The organism is Burkholderia mycopellens (assembly GCF_964265025.1).
Taxonomy (GTDB): domain Bacteria; phylum Pseudomonadota; class Gammaproteobacteria; order Burkholderiales; family Burkholderiaceae; genus Burkholderia.
This window is the reverse complement of sequence record NZ_OZ183802.1, coordinates 943110-957939: the sequence shown is the minus strand read 5'-3', so window position 1 is coordinate 957939 and position 14830 is coordinate 943110. Positions and strand designations below refer to the sequence as shown.

Sequence of the window (14830 nt, the reverse complement as noted above, 5' to 3'; positions counted from 1 at the left end):
AGGCCACCATGTCAGACGATTCCAAGCAGCCGCCACGCCCCGCGCGGCGCGGCTTCCTGAAGGCGGGCGGCGCCGCGGTGGCCGCCGGCCTCGCGGCGGCGTCGATCCCGGCCGCGAAGGCCGCGGATGCGCCCGCCACCGCACCCGCACCCGCACCCGCATCCGCATCCGCATCCGCGCACGACGCCGTCGAGCCGTTCTACGGCCAGCACCAGAGCGGCATCGCGACGCCGCAGCAGCGCCACGCATATTTCGCGGCGCTCGACCTGACGACGGCCCAGCGCGCGGACGTCATCGCGCTGCTGAAGACCTGGACCGAAGCCGCCGCGCGGATGACGCGCGGCGACACCGCGCTGCCGCTCGCCGCGACGGGCGGCGACGAAGTCGCGCCAGCCGACGGGGGCGACGCGCTCGGCCTCGGCCCCGCGCGCCTGACGCTGACGTTCGGCTTCGGCCCCGGCCTGTTCGCGCTCGCCGGCAAGGACCGCTACGGCCTCGCGAAGCATCGCCCCGCCGCGCTCGTCGACCTGCCGCGTTTCAACGGCGACCAGTTGTTGCCCGAGAAGACCGGCGGCGACCTGTTCATCCAGGCGTGCGCGGACGACGCGCAGGTCGCGTTCCACGCGGTGCGCCAGCTCGTGCGCCTCGGCGCGAAGGCGACGCAGATGCGCTGGGGCCAGGCCGGCTTCACGTCGGGCAAGCCCGGCGAGACGCCGCGCAACCTGATGGGCTTCAAGGACGGCACGATGAATCCGCCGATGTCCGATCCGGCGGCGATGAACGAATTCGTGTGGGCCGGCAGCGAAGGCCCGGCCTGGATGAACGGCGGCACCTACACGGTCGTGCGCCGGATCCGCATCACGCTCGAGCATTGGGACAACACGGAGCTCGGCTTCCAGGAGCAGGTGGTCGGCCGTCACAAGTACAGCGGCGCGCCGCTCGGCCAGAAGAACGAGTTCGAGGCACTCGATCTCGATGCGACCGACAAGGACGGCAACCCGGTGATCCCCGACAACTCGCACGCGCGCCTCGCGTCGCCGCAGTTGAACAACGGCGCGCAGATCCTGCGCCGCGCGTACTCGTACAACGACAGCACGAACTTCTACATCGAGCGCTGGCCGCCGTGGCGCCAGCAGACCGAGTACGACGCGGGGCTGATGTTCGTCGCGCACCAGCGCGACCCGCGCAAGGGCTTCATTCCGATCAACGAGAAGCTCTCGAAAATGGACATCATGAACCAGTTCACCACGCACGTCGGCAGCGCGATCTTCGCGTGCCCGCCGGGCGCGCAACCGGGTTCGTACATCGGCGCCGCGCTGTTCGAGGCATGACGACGCACAACGCAAGCCAACGCATATCTTCCCGGCGCGTCCGGGTGCAACCTGTCAGAAACCACATGAATACTTCACCCGTTAGCCGCCCGCTGCGGCACCTGATTTCCGCGGCGGCCGCCGCGCTGATGCTGACCGGCGCACTGCACGCCGCGCGCGCACACGCCGCGACGCTCACGCTGTACAACGCGCAGCACGAGCAGGTCGTCAACCAGCTCGTCAAGGACTTCGAAGCACAAAGCGGCATCACCGTGAAGGTGCGCTCGGGCGAGGGCCCCGCGCTTGCCGCGCAGCTCGTCGCGGAAGGCGACCGCACGCCGGCCGACGTGTACTTCACCGAGAACTCGCCGGAACTCGTGCTGCTCGACCGCAAGGGCCTGTTCGCGAAGACCGACGGCGCCACGCTGCAATCGGTGCCCGCGCGCTTCAACCCGGCGGACGGCAACTGGGTCGGCGTGCTCGCGCGCGAGAACGTGCTCGTCTACAACACCGCGAAAATCCAGCCGCAGCAACTGCCCGCATCGCTGCTCGATCTGGCGAAGCCCGAATGGAAGGGCAAGGTCGGCGTCGCGCCGAGCGATGCCGACTTCCTGCCGCTCGTGAGCGCGGTGCTCGCGCTGCACGGAGAAGCCGCGACGCTGCAATGGCTGAAGGGCCTGAAGGCCAACGCGCAGATCTTCGACGACGACGAAGGCGTGACGGCGGCCGTCAACCGCGGCGGCGTGCTGACCGGCATCATCAACAACTACTACTGGGACCGCCTGCACGCCGAGCTCGGCGACAAGTCGACCCGCAGCGCGATCTACCATTTCGGCAAAGGCGACGTCGGCGGCGCCGTCAACGTATCGGGCGCCGCGGTGCTGAAGGCATCGAAGCACCAGCCGGAAGCGCAGAAGTTCGTCGCGTATCTCGTCAGCGAGCGTGCGCAGAAACTGATGGCCGGCGGCCATATCAGCTTCGAGTATCCGCTGCATCCGGGCGTCGCGCCCGATCCGATCCTGAAGCCGTTCAACGAACTGAGCCCGCCGGCGCTGACGTTCGAACAGCTCGGCGACGACAGCCAGGCCGGCAAGCTGCTGCGCCAGGCAGGCCTGCTCTGACCATGAGCGACGCCGTGTCCCGCACGGCGAGCACCGCGCGCGACGGCGAGCGCACCGCGACACGGCGGCGCCCGTCGCGCGCGCTCGTTGCCGCAGCCGCGTGCGGGCCGCTCGCGATCCTGCTGCCGCTCGGCTTCACGCTGTACCGCGCGGCCACCTTCGGCATCGACGATGCGATCGAGCTGCTGTGGCGCCCGCTCGTCGGTGAACTGCTGGTCAACACGCTGTCGATCACGCTCGCCGCGACCCTCGCGTGCGCGCTGCTCGGCACGGCGCTCGCGTGGTTCATCGAGCGCACCGACCTGCCCGCCCGGCCGCTGTGGACCGCGCTCGCGGCCGCGCCGCTCGCGGTGCCGCCATTCATCACGAGCTATGCGTGGGTGTCGCTGAGCCTCGACCTGCAGGATTTCCTCGGCGCGCTGATCGTGCTGACTTCCGCGTACTTCCCGCTCGTCTACCTGCCGGTGGCCGCCGCGCTGCGCGAGCTCGACCCCGCGCTGGAGGAAAGCGCGCGCACGCTCGGCTGCTCGCCGTGGCATACCTTCTTTCGCGTCGTGCTGCCGCAGTTGCGCCCCGCGCTGTGCGGCGGGATGCTGCTCGTCGCGCTCGGCGTGCTGTCCGAGTTCGGCGCATTCCAGCTGCTGCGCTTTCGCACGTTCACGACCGAGATCTATGCGGAATACCGCACCGCGTTCGACGGCGGCGGCGCATCGCTGCTCGGCTGCGTGCTGATCGCGCTGTGCCTGCTGTGCCTCGCGATCGAGGCACGCGCTCGCGGCCATGCGCGTTACGGTCATACGCACCGCGCCGCACGCCGCGTCGCGATGCGTTATCCGCTCGGCCCTCTGCGTGGCCCCGTCACCGTCGCGTTCGCCGCACTCGCAGCGGCGACGCTCGGCGTGCCGCTCGCGATGATCGGCTACTGGCTCACGCAACAGGGCGCGGCCGCCGTCACGCCAGCCGACGTGTCGCCCGAGCTGCTGTGGCAGGCCACGCTTGCGTCGTCCGGCTATGGCCTGATGGCGGCAGCCGTCACGACGCTGCTCGCGCTGCCGCTCGCGTTCCTGCTGGTCCGTTATCCGGGCCGCGTCGCGACACTCCTCGAGCGCACCGCGATGACCGTGCAGGGCGTGCCTGGCATCGTCGTCGCGCTGGCGATCGTGTCGATCACGGTGCGGCTGCTGCAGCCGCTCTACCAGAGCGCACCGGCGCTCGTCGCCGCCTACGCGATCCTGTTCCTGCCGCTCGCGGTCGTCAGCGTGCGCGCCGCGCTGTCGCACGTGCAGGTCCGGCTCGAGGAAACCGCGCGCTCGCTGGGCCTCGGCTGGCGCGCGACACTCACGCGCGTGGTGCTGCCGCTCGCGGCGCCCGGCCTCGGCGCGGCCGCGACGATGGTGTTCGTCTCGGTCGTGACGGAACTCAACGCGACGCTGCTGCTGTCGCCGATCGGCACCCGCACGCTCGCGACGCAGGTGTGGAGCGATACGGCGACGCTTGCGTTCGCCGCCGCGGCACCCTATGCGGCGCTGCTCGTCGCGCTGTCGCTCGGCGCATCGGGACTGCTGTTCCTGCTGCTCGGCCGCGCGTCGGTGCGCGACTGAGCGCCGCCCTTTTTCCCCGGAACCGCCCATGAGCGAACTACGCATCCACGGCCTGTCGAAATCGTTCGGATCGCATACCGTCCTGCACGACATCGACCTCACGGTGCGACGCGGCTCGCGCCTCGCGCTGCTCGGCCCGTCCGGCAGCGGCAAGACCACCCTGCTGCGCGTGCTGTGCGGCTTCGAGCGCGCCGAGCGCGGCACCGTCGAAATCGATGGCCGCCGCGTGGCCGCGCCCGACGTGCACCTGCCGCCCGAACAGCGGCGGATCGGCTACGTGCCGCAGGAAGGCGCGCTGTTTCCACATCTGTCGGTGGCCGACAACATTGCGTTCGGTCTGCCGCGCGCGGCGCGGCGGCGCCATCTTCGCGTCGACGAACTGCTCGAGATGGTCGGGCTGCCCGCGTCGTATGCGAGCCGTGCGCCGCAGCAGCTGTCCGGCGGACAGCAGCAGCGCGTCGCGCTGGCTCGCGCGCTCGCACCCGAGCCGTCGCTCGTGATCCTCGACGAACCGTTCTCCGCGCTCGACACGTCGCTGCGCCACGAAACCCGCAGCGCGGTCGCGGATGCGCTCGCGGCAGCAGGCGCGACATCGGTGCTCGTCACGCACGACCAGCCCGAGGCGATGACGCTCGGCGACGAAGTGGCGGTGATGTGGCACGGTCGGCTCGTGCAGACGGCCGCACCGCAGACGCTGTACCGGCAGCCCGTCACGCGCGACGTCGCGTCGTTCGTCGGGCAGGCCGTGCTGCTCGCCGGTCACGTGCGCGGCACGCACATCGCCTGCGCGCTCGGTGAACTGCCGCTCGTCGCGCCGCTGCCGGACGGGCCGGCCGATGCGATGCTGCGCCCCGAGCAGATCGGCATCGTGCCCGTCACGCACGCCGACGCGGCGCGCGGCCATACGGCGCGCGTCGAAGCCGCACAGTTCGCGGGCCAGGACGCCGACGTGCTCGTGCGCCTCGATGCCGATCTCGATGGACTCGTGCGCGTACGCGTGCCGGGACACCGGTGCCCGGCCGTCGGCGAACGCGTCGCATTGGTGGTGGATGGCGCGGTGATGGCGTACGCGCGCTGAGCGGCGCGGCCCGCCGTTGCGCGCTTTTACTCGCGTTCACACGCGTTCAGGCATCGGCGCAGCCCGCATCCGACAACGGCCGGAACGTCCGGCCCTCCGTCTCGACCGCCGCGCCCAGCAGCCGCGCGAGCCCCTTCGCACCTGCACGCATCACGACGTCGTGGTTCCAACGGAACAGCGGGCGGCCGAACGGCTCCAGCCGGTTCATCCAGCGCGCGTGCGTGCGGATGTGCCAGTCGTAGCGCACGATCGTACGTGCGCCGTCGGCAACGAACGACCAGCATCCGTCACCTTCGATCGCGCCGCTCGCGCGGCCTTCGAGCGCATGCGGCGGCTCGACGCGTCGCACGCGCATGTCGAAGGTCAGCCGGTACGGCAGCGCCCCCTTCCACGTGTACCGGTGCAGCGCGCCGACGCCGCGCGCATCGCCCGGTTCGATCTCGACGGTACGCACGGCGCCCTTCCACCAGCCGGGCCAGCGGTCGACCTGGTAGATCGCGTCCCACACCACCGCGAGCGGCGCGTCCACGCGCCAGATCGTCGAGAACCGGTATTCCGCCATGCAGCCTCCGGCATGCCCGTCAGGGGCAGGAGTCAGCGCACCGTTCAGGGCGCGAAGAAGCGTTCGGGAAACGCGACGTCGATCTCGATGTCGTCGAGCGTCACGGTTTCGAGCGGCACGTCGTCATCGTCCGCGAAGCTGACGACCTTCAGCGGAAAGCCGTCCTCGGTATCCAGCCACAACCGGTAGCGATGCACGCCGTCGACCGCATGTGCAGGCGCGCCCGTGACCGACACGCGCAGCGCGGTCCGGCCGCCGACGGCCTCCTCGCCTTCGGTCACCGTCGCGCCGCCTTCCTGCAGCGCATGGACGTTGCGCAGCAGTTCGCCGACGTCTGACCGGTCGACCCGGTGGCCGCTGCGGTCGCGCACGAGCGGATTGGACGGCGACAGCGTCAGCGCGGGCGGCGCATGCGCGCCGAACGGGCGCAGCCGCACCTTGCCGTCGCCGGGATCGTACGCGAGCACCGCGCCGTGATGCGGCGACACGAAATCCATCCGGACGAAGCCCGGTTTCAGGTACGCGTAACGGATTTCCGTCCGTTCGCCGCTGCGCGCGGACGAGCGGATCGTCGCGCGGTACGAGCGGACGTGGTCGAAATGCGCCTGCGCAACGGTCACGGGATCGGCGGTCATGCTCGCTCCTATCAGGCTCGCGGCCAGCAACGCGGCGATCACGGCGCCGCCTCGACATCGATCACGCCTTCCACCCCGCGCTCGCGACGGCTCCTGAAAAATAGCAGCCGATGCGTGCAATAGTAGGCGAACCGGCCCGGCTGTGCCGGCATGAAGCGAAACGTCTTCGGCGTCGTGCCGAGTTCGGTGTGCACCGCGATGCCGGCCTGCGGCGCATCGATCTCGAAGCTGTGCGGCAGCAGGCCGGGCTCGGCCGACACGGTCTGCTCGACCGGCACGTGCGCATGCACGATCACGTGGTTCGGCCGGAAGAAATAGCTGCCGCCGACAGCGCGGGCGCGACGCCCGGCAGCGGGAACAGCGCCTGCAGTGCATCGCGCTGCGTCCGGTAGCGCGACAAAAGAAAAGCCGCACCCCAAAAAGACAACGCGGCATGACATTCCTGTCATGCCGCGTTGCGCGACCCGTTGCGCACGGTGGCCAATCGGGCGCCGCCGTGCGTGTCCGGCCGGTTACCTCGGCAGTGCGCCCGTCAGCGACTGGAGCAGCGACGACACCGGTGCGAGCGGGTTGCCCGGCGCGCTGTTGCCCGAGTGCGGCGTGACCGACAGGCCCGGCGCGGAGCCGAGTGCCGTGCCCACCGTCGTGCCGACCGCGTTGACGACCGTCGCCGTCGCGTTGGCGCCCGTCGTCAGCAGCGAGCCGACTGCACCCGCCGTGCCGCCGGCCGCGTTCGCGCCCGAGCCGAGCAGGCTGCCGCCCGCCGCTGCCGTCGAACCGGCCGCGCCCGACAGCGCGCCGGCCGCCTGCCCGAGGGCCACCGGACCATTCGCGAGTGCGCCCGTCACCGAACCGAGTGCGCCGGTCAGTGCGCCGGCCGGGTTGCTGCCGCCCGTCAGGCCGCTCACGAGGTTCGTGATCGGCGCGATCGGGTTGTTGCCCGCTGCGCCCGACAACGTGCCGACGACCTGGTTCACGACACCTTGCACCGGCGCCAGCGGGTTCGAGCCGCCGAGGTTGCCGAGCGTACCGACAACCTGGGTCACGACGCCCTGCACCGGCGCCAGCGGGTTCGAGCCGCCAAGGTTGCCGAGTGCGCCCACGACGGAGCCGACCGCATTACCCAGTGCGTTCGTGGCCGTGCCGACCGCGTTGCTGTTGCCGAGCGTGCCGACGACCTGGTTCACGACGCCTTGCACCGGCGCCAGCGGGTTCGAGCCGCCAAGGTTGCCGAGTGCGCCCGTCACCGAGCCGAGCGCGCCGGTCAGCGCGCCGGCTGCGTTGCCGCCCGTCGGCAGCGCGTTCTGCAGGCCGTTGACGAGGTTCGTGATCGGCGTGATCGGGCTGCCGCCACCGGCGCCGGACAGCGTGCCGACCACCTGGTTCACGACGCCTTGCACCGGCGCCAGCGGATTCGAGCCGCCGAGTGCCCCCGTCACCGAGTTCAGCGCGTTCGTCAGCCCACCGGCCGGATCGTTGCCGAGCGTGCCCGCGAGTTGCGTGACGACACCTTGCACCGGTGCGAGCGGGCTCCCCGCGCCGCCGACGTTGCCGAGCGTGCCCGTGATCGTGTTGACGGCATTGCTCAGCGCGCCGGCCGGGTTGCCGCTGCCGAGCGTACCCGTGACCTGGTCGACGACATTCTGGATCGGCGCCAGCGGGTTCGAGCCGCCACCGATGCCGCCCAGAGCGCCCGTTACCGTGCCGAGTGCGCCGGTCAGTGCGCGTGCCGGGTTGCCACCGCCGAGCGCGCCGGTGACCTGATTCACGACGCCTTGGACCGGCGCCAGCGGGTTCGAGCCGCCGCCGATACCGCCAAGCGCACCCGTCACTTGATTGACGACACCTTGAACCGGCGCCAGCGGGTTCGAGCCACCACCGATGCCGCCCAGTGCGCCCGTCACCGTGCCGAGTGCACCCGTCAACGCGCCAGCCGGGTTACCGCTACCGAGCGCGCCCGTCACTTGATTGACGACGCCTTGGACCGGCGCCAGCGGGTTCGAACCGCCGCCGATACCGCCCAGCGCGCCCGTCACCGTACCGAGTGCACCCGTCAACGCGCCAGCCGGGTTACCACCACCGAGCGCACCCGTGACCTGATTCACGACACCTTGTACCGGTGCCAGCGGATTCGAACCGCCGCCGATACCGCCAAGCGCGCCCGTTGCGGTACCGAGTGCATTGCTTAGCGTCCCGGTTGCCGTGTTCAGCGCGCCAGTCAGCGCACCCGCCGGATTGCCGCCGCTCAGGGCGCCCGTCACTTGGTTCACGACGCCCTGCACCGGCGCCAGCGGATCCGCGCCGCCACCGATAGCGCCCAATGCGCCCAGTGCCCCCGTCACGTTGCCGATCGCACCGGTCACCGTGCCTGCCGGATTGCCCGCACCGAGTTCACCCGCCACCGTACCGAGTGCGCCCGTCAATGCACTAGCCGGGTTGCCGTTGTTGAGGGCCGTCGTGACTTGATTGACGACGCCTTGAACCGCCCCCAGCGGGTACGAACCACCGCCGATACCACCCAGTGCGCCCGTCACCGTACCGAGTGCGCCGGTCAGTGCGCCCGCCGGGTTGCCGCCACCGAGCGCGCCCGTCACTTGATTCACAACACCTTGAACCGGCGCCAGCGGGTTCGAGCCACCACCGATGCCACCCAGTGCGCCCGTCACCGTGCCGAGCGCCCCCGTCAACGCGCCTGCCGGGTTGCCGCCACCGAGCGCGCCCGTGACCTGATTCACTACGCCTTGGACCGGCGCCAGCGGGTTCGAGCCACCGCCGATGCCACCCAGTGCGCCCGTCACCGTGCCGAGCGCCCCCGTCAACGCGCCTGCCGGGTTGCCGCCACCGAGCGCGCCCGTCACTTGATTCACGACACCTTGAACCGGCGCCAGCGGGTTCGAGCCGCCGCCGACACCGCCCAATGCACCCGTCACCGTACCGACTGCACCCGTCAACGCGCCTGCCGGGTTGCCGCCACCCAGCGCACCCGTCACTTGATTCACGACACCTTGTACCGGCGCCAGCGGGTTCGAGCCACCGCCGATGCCACCCAGTGCGCCCGTCACCGTACCGACTGCACCCGTCAACGCGCCCGCCGGGTTGCCGCCACCGAGCGCGCCCGTCACTTGATTGACGACGCCTTGAACCGGCGCCAGCGGGTTCGACCCACCGCCGACACCGCCCAGTGCGCCCGTCACCGTGCCGACTGCACCCGTCAACGCGCCCGCCGGGTTGCCGCCACCGAGCGCGCCCGTCACTTGATTGACGACGCCTTGAACCGGCGCCAGCGGGTTCGACCCACCGCCGACACCACCCAGTGCCCCCGTTACCGTGCCAACCGCATTGCTCAGCGTCCCCGTCGCCGTATTCAGCGCACCGGTCAACGCACCCGCCGCGTTGCCGCCGCTCAGCGCGCCCGTCACCTGATTCAGCACGCCCTGGACCGGCGCGAGCGGCTGCACCGTGCCGCCGCCACCACCGAGTGCGCCCGTCACCGCCCCCACTGCGCCCGACAGTACCTGGCCGGGATCGCCAAGCGACGTCTGGATCGCGCCCGCCCCGCCTGCCGCCACGGTGACCGAGCCCAGCGGCGACGTACCCGTCGCGACCAACCCGACCGACACGCTGTTCGTCGGCGGGTTGACGATCACTTGCGGAATCGGCAGCGAATCAAGTGCCCCCGCCATCGCGGAACCCGAAGCCAGCACCCCGAACACCGTCGCGACCGACAGCGCCACACCCGTCAATTTCAGATTGTGTCCCATCTTTATTTTCCCCATCTCGGTTGGCACAACGTTGATAAAGCATGGGGACGGATTGCACGAAGTGTGCCAATTCAAAAAACAGGATTGATTCGTCTGCCTATTGGCGGGCAATAACGCTTTTTTAATCGATTTCAGACGAAATACACGGCCCGGACACCGCAATCATCTGACGAAAAAACGCCGACGAAGCGCGGATGTAACGTAACGTTTGCGAGCCCCGCGGTAACGTGTTCCGGTACATTCCGCGTAACACCGGAACACCCGCCACGACGGCATGCCGCACCGTCATCAGCGACCGCCTATTACGCATTTCAGCAATATGAAAATGCATTGATAAATCGCCGATTTGCTTATTTTCTTTATTTCGCGATTATCTTTCTTGCCGATTACGCAGATGATTTCCGATCGCGCGATTTCCGGTCATTCGGATGGCAGATTGAAACATTGTGAAAACCGGCGCACGTGACGCGGCGCGCGCCGCCGGATCAGCCGAAGCGCGCGGGCCGGTACGGACGGGGATCGATATAGGTCGGCGCGCCCGTCATCATTTCGGCGAGCAGGCGTCCGGTTGCGGGGCCGAGCGTGAGCCCGTGATGACAATGGCCGAATGCGAACCACAGGTGGCGATGGCGAGGCGCGGGCCCGATCACCGGGCGCATGTCGGGCGTGCACGGCCGCATCCCGAGCCACGGCTCGGGATCGAGCCGCTCGCCGATGCCGAACGCATCGCGCGCCAGCGGCTCGGCGCGCGCGAGCTGCACGCCGGTCGGCGGTGCGCCGCGCAGCGCGATCTCGACGCCCGTCGTGAGCCGCAGGCGGCCGCCTTCCATCGGCGCGACGACGAAACCTGCCTCGGTATCGCACACGGGCACATTCAACGGCGCGCGCGTCGGCCGGTAATGCATGTGATAGCCGCGCTTCGCGCGCAGCGGAATCCGGTAGCCGAGCGGCGCGAAGACGTGATCGGACCACGGCCCGAGCGCAACCACGGCCGAGCGCGCCGAAATCGGCCCGTGTTCGGTGCCGACCTGCCAGCCGCCATCCACCTGCACGAGCGTCCTGGCATCGCCCAGCGCGAACCTGCCGCCGTCGCGCTCGAACAGCCGCGCGTAGGCCTTGGTCAGCCCGCCCGGGCTCGACACGGTCTTCGGGTCCTGCCAGTGGAATGCGCCGCAGAACGCGTCACTGATACCAGGCTCGCGTGCCCGCAACGCATGGGCGTCGAGCACGGTCATTCGCAGCCCGTGCGCGTCGGCCACGCGCTGCTGAGCACGGGCTTCCGCATCGAACAGCGCGGGCGAACGGAACGCCTCGATCCACCCGCCGTCGTGCACGAGCGGCTGGGCATCGGTGCGCGCGAGCAGCGCGTCGTGCTCCACGACGCTCGCCGCGACGAGCGGCAGCAGGTCGCGCGCGGCGGCCGCGAGCCGCTGCGGCGACGATTCGCGCCAGAAGCGCGCGAGCCAGCCCGCATAGGCGGGCAGCGCGCGGTAGTCCCAGTAGAGATCGACCGAGCGGTTGCGCGCATAGCGCAGCAGCGTGCCGAGCCGGCGCGGAAACGCGTACGGCACGACCGACGAGCGCTCGATCAGCCCCGCATTGCCGTGGCTCGTTTCCTCGCCGGGCGCGCGCCGGTCGACCAGCGCGACGCGCAGCCCGCGATCCTGCAGATGCAGCGCCGACGACACGCCGACGATGCCGGCCCCCAGAACGATGACGTCGAAATCCATGGTTCCCCGTACTGCGTCGAGATTCGATGCGACACGCGCCGGCGCGGCGGCCGGCGCGCGGCGGTGATTACTTCGCGACGATGTCGCGCTTGAAGTACTTCCGCGACAGCGCGCTGAGCGTGCCGTCCTTCTTCAGCGCGTCGAGCGCGCCGACGATCCTCGCCTGCAGTGCCTTGTCGTTCTTGCGCATCCCGAAGCCCGTGCCCTCGCCGAGCGTCGCCGGATCCTTCAGCGGCTCGCCGACGATCTGGTAGTCGCGGCCGGCCGGCTTGTCGAGGAAACCGTCCTGCGCGGTCTGCGCTTCCTGCACGGCCGCGTCGAGGCGCCCCGCGACGAGATCGGCGTAGATCTGGTCCTGATCCTGGTACGACACGACGGCCACGCCCGCATCGGCCCAGTGCGCCTTCAGGAAATCCTCCTGCGACGAGCCCTGCAGCACGCCGACGTGCTTGCCGCGCAGGCTCGCGACGTCGGGCCGCAGCGGCGAGCCGTGCTTCGCGATCATCACGATCGGCACCACGTAGATCGCCGGCGTGAAATCGATGCTCTGCCGACGCTTCGACGTGATGTTCATCGCCGAGTCGATCGCGTCGAACTTGCGCGCCTGCAGCGCCGGGATCAGGCCGTCGAACGCATTCTCGACCCACACGCATTTCATGTTCAGCTTCGCGCACACCGCGTTGCCGATGTCGACGTCGAAACCCTGCAACTGGCCGGCCGGCGTCTTGCTCTCGAACGGCGGATAGGCGGCTTCGATCCCGAAGCGCAACGTGGTCTGTTCCGCATGGGCCGTGACGGCCGCGCAGGCAAGCGCCGCAACGGCGCAAAGGGAGAGCTTCCAGTTCATGACGGTCCTTCCGTTCCGGATTGAGGCGATGAAGATCGGTACACGACGGCCCCGGCCGCGCGCCGGGTCGGCATTCGAAGCAGGCGGCCGCCACGCGGCGACGCGTCGTGTCCTGCACGCGAAATATAGACTCAAAGTCTACTATAGACTATAGGGGATACGAGAATCGCGCCCGATACGCGACGTCAAAAATTCGCCGCACGCCAGAAATTTCCTTGATTTACCGGCGTTTTTTCCGAACCACGCGACGATACGAAGTCTCGAAAAGAAAAATTATCCCGATTTCGTTTGTCTATATTAGACTTTTCGTCCATCACAAACATTGCCGGGCACCGTCGATCGAGACTGTCCTGTCCGGCCCCGACCGGAGATGTCCGCATGACGCAAACCGCCCCGACCCTGCCGCTGACCGTCGACGAAGCCGCGGTGCGCGCGGCCCTGCCGTCGCTCGACGTGCTCGGCACGCTGCGCAGCATGTTCGCGTCGCTCGCCGAGGCGCGCGCGGTGCAGCCGCCGCAAACGCTCACGCTGTTTCCCGACCAGGCCGGCGACTTCATCACGTATCTCGGCGCGCTCGCCGACGCGCAGGTGTTCGGCGCGAAGCTGTCGCCGTATGTCGTGACGGGCGGCAAGCCCGACGGGAGACCGATCGTCACCGCGTGGACCACGCTGATGTCGATGTGCACGGGGCAACCGCTGATGTGGTGCGACGCGGGCCTGCTGACCGTCGAGCGCACGGCTGGCACGACCGCACTCGCGGTCGACTGCCTCGCGCCGCGCGACGCGCGCCGTCTCGCGATCGTCGGCGCGGGCGCGGTCGGCCTCGCGCACCTGCGGCACACGGCGGGATTGCGCGACTGGGAGACGATCCGCGTGTACTCGCCCGCGCTCGCCGGCGACGCGGCGCAACAGGCGACGCTCGCGCAGCGCGATCCGCGCGCACGGGCCGCGGCGAGCGTCGAAGCCTGCGTGCACGACGCGGACGTGGTGATGCTGTGCACGTCGTCGGGCACGCCCGTGCTCGGCGACGGGATGCTCACGCGCCCCGCGCTCGTCACGTCGATCAGCACGAACGTCGCGCGCGCACACGAGATCCCGCCCGCCTGGCTGCCCGACCTGGACGTGTATTGCGACTACCGGCACACGACGCCCACGAGCGCCGGCGAGATGCAGATCGCCGTGGCCGAGCACGGCTGGGACCCCGCGCGGATCGTCGGCGACCTGCCCGCGCTCGTCGCCGGCACCTGTCCGGCTCCGTCGTACGCGCGTCACGCCTTCTTCCGCTCGATCGGCCTCGGGCTCGAGGACATTGCGATCGCGCACGCGCTGTACACGCACCTGACGCGCGCATGAGCGTCACGCGCGCGCGGGGCCGATACAATGGCGCAACCGCCGCGGCGGCCGCGCGCGGGCGCACGGGCATGCCGGCCACCGGTGCGCCGGCGCGCCGGCCCGATGCGCCGCCCGCCCCCCGCCCACCCGAGATGGCGAATCCGATGCGCAAGAAGAAATCCCCCGTCAAAGACCTGCTGCTCACCCGCTATGCGCCGATCGCCGACGGTATCGCCGCATTGTTCTTCCCGTACGCGGAAGTCGTGATCCACGACCTGCACGACCAGACCGTGCTGTATCTCGCGAACAACCTGTCGAAGCGCGAGGTCGGCGACGATTCCGCGCTCGAGGAAATCGATCATTCCGCGCGCGAGCGCGTGATCGGCCCGTACGAGAAACTGAATTGGGACGGCCGGCGGATGCGTTGCGTGAGCAACGTGCTGTTCGACGACGAAGGCCGCCCGGCCGGGATGATGTGCATCAACTTCAACATCGCGGTGTTCGACGAGGTGCGCGCGACGCTCGACCTGTTCATCAAGGGCGCGGGCGTCGTCGCGCAGCCGGACGAGCTGTTCCGCGACGACTGGCAGGAGCGCATCAACACGTTCCTGCACGGCTGGCTGCGCGAGCGGCAGGTCGGGCTGAACGGGCTCACGCGCGAGCACCGGCGCGAGCTCGTCGAAGCGCTTTACGCGGAAGGTGCGTTCCGGGGCAAGAGCGCGGCGAACTACGTCGCGAACGTGCTCGGGATGGGCCGCGCGACCGTCTACAAGCACCTCAAGCACCTGAAGGAAACGCAGGGTGACGCGTAAGCGGTAAGCGGCGTGCCCCCGCGGACCGGTTCGCCGGACCC

General features: G+C 69.8%; 12 protein-coding genes. 6 read left to right on the top strand and 6 right to left on the bottom strand.

All coding sequences use genetic code 11. The features are described from left to right. Nucleotides 1-8: 8 nt before the first annotated feature. The 4 genes from efeB (at nucleotide 9) to ACPTTC_RS04450 (ending at nucleotide 5110) form a co-directional block, all read left to right on the top strand. Nucleotides 9-1331: an iron uptake transporter deferrochelatase/peroxidase subunit gene (gene efeB, locus ACPTTC_RS04465; RefSeq protein ID WP_423391675.1), complete on the top strand. Its 1323-nt coding sequence runs from the start codon at nucleotides 9-11 to the stop codon at nucleotides 1329-1331. Nucleotides 1332-1396: 65 nt separating this feature from the next. Next, on the top strand, nucleotides 1397-2431 hold the full coding sequence (locus ACPTTC_RS04460) for an iron ABC transporter substrate-binding protein (protein WP_174939444.1): 1035 nt from the start codon (nucleotides 1397-1399) through the stop codon (nucleotides 2429-2431). 2 nt (nucleotides 2432-2433) lie between these two features. Continuing rightward, nucleotides 2434-4032: an ABC transporter permease gene (locus ACPTTC_RS04455; protein WP_423391674.1), complete on the top strand. Its 1599-nt coding sequence runs from the start codon at nucleotides 2434-2436 to the stop codon at nucleotides 4030-4032. A 28-nt stretch (nucleotides 4033-4060) separates the two neighbouring features. Beyond that, nucleotides 4061-5110 (top strand): ABC transporter ATP-binding protein, encoded by a 1050-nt coding sequence (locus ACPTTC_RS04450; protein WP_423391673.1) that lies wholly within the window; start codon nucleotides 4061-4063, stop codon nucleotides 5108-5110. A 46-nt stretch (nucleotides 5111-5156) separates the two neighbouring features. Here the strand turns inward: ACPTTC_RS04450 and ACPTTC_RS04445 are convergent, their stop codons facing one another. From ACPTTC_RS04445 to ACPTTC_RS04420, 6 genes are all read right to left on the bottom strand, one after another. Further along, nucleotides 5157-5672, bottom strand: a complete 516-nt coding sequence (locus ACPTTC_RS04445) for an SRPBCC family protein (RefSeq protein WP_423391672.1) — start codon at nucleotides 5670-5672, stop codon at nucleotides 5157-5159. Between the two features lie 44 nt (nucleotides 5673-5716). Next, nucleotides 5717-6349 (bottom strand): LolA family protein, encoded by a 633-nt coding sequence (locus ACPTTC_RS04440; protein ID WP_423391671.1) that lies wholly within the window; start codon nucleotides 6347-6349, stop codon nucleotides 5717-5719. Beyond that, nucleotides 6346-6756, bottom strand: a complete 411-nt coding sequence (locus ACPTTC_RS04435; RefSeq protein ID WP_423391670.1) for a quinol oxidase — start codon at nucleotides 6754-6756, stop codon at nucleotides 6346-6348. The genes ACPTTC_RS04440 and ACPTTC_RS04435 overlap by 4 nt, the downstream gene beginning before the upstream one ends. A 63-nt stretch (nucleotides 6757-6819) precedes the next feature. After that, nucleotides 6820-10068: a beta strand repeat-containing protein gene (locus ACPTTC_RS04430; RefSeq protein WP_423391669.1), complete on the bottom strand. Its 3249-nt coding sequence runs from the start codon at nucleotides 10066-10068 to the stop codon at nucleotides 6820-6822. A gap of 485 nt (nucleotides 10069-10553) precedes the next feature. Further along, nucleotides 10554-11798: an NAD(P)/FAD-dependent oxidoreductase gene (locus tag ACPTTC_RS04425; RefSeq protein ID WP_423391668.1), complete on the bottom strand. Its 1245-nt coding sequence runs from the start codon at nucleotides 11796-11798 to the stop codon at nucleotides 10554-10556. A 67-nt stretch (nucleotides 11799-11865) separates the two neighbouring features. Further along, nucleotides 11866-12645 carry an ABC transporter substrate-binding protein gene (locus tag ACPTTC_RS04420; RefSeq protein ID WP_423391667.1) on the bottom strand — a complete coding sequence of 260 codons (780 nt, stop codon included), beginning with the start codon at nucleotides 12643-12645 and terminating at the stop codon, nucleotides 11866-11868. A 378-nt stretch (nucleotides 12646-13023) separates the two neighbouring features. Here ACPTTC_RS04420 and ACPTTC_RS04415 point away from each other — a divergent pair, with 378 nt between their 5' ends. Continuing rightward, nucleotides 13024-13998, top strand: coding sequence for an ornithine cyclodeaminase family protein (locus ACPTTC_RS04415; protein ID WP_423391666.1), 975 nt, complete (start codon nucleotides 13024-13026; stop codon nucleotides 13996-13998). Then, nucleotides 13995-14789, top strand: a complete 795-nt coding sequence (locus ACPTTC_RS04410; protein WP_423391665.1) for a helix-turn-helix transcriptional regulator — start codon at nucleotides 13995-13997, stop codon at nucleotides 14787-14789. Before ACPTTC_RS04415 ends, ACPTTC_RS04410 begins: the two co-directional genes overlap by 4 nt. The last annotated feature ends 41 nt before the right edge of the window (nucleotides 14790-14830 follow it).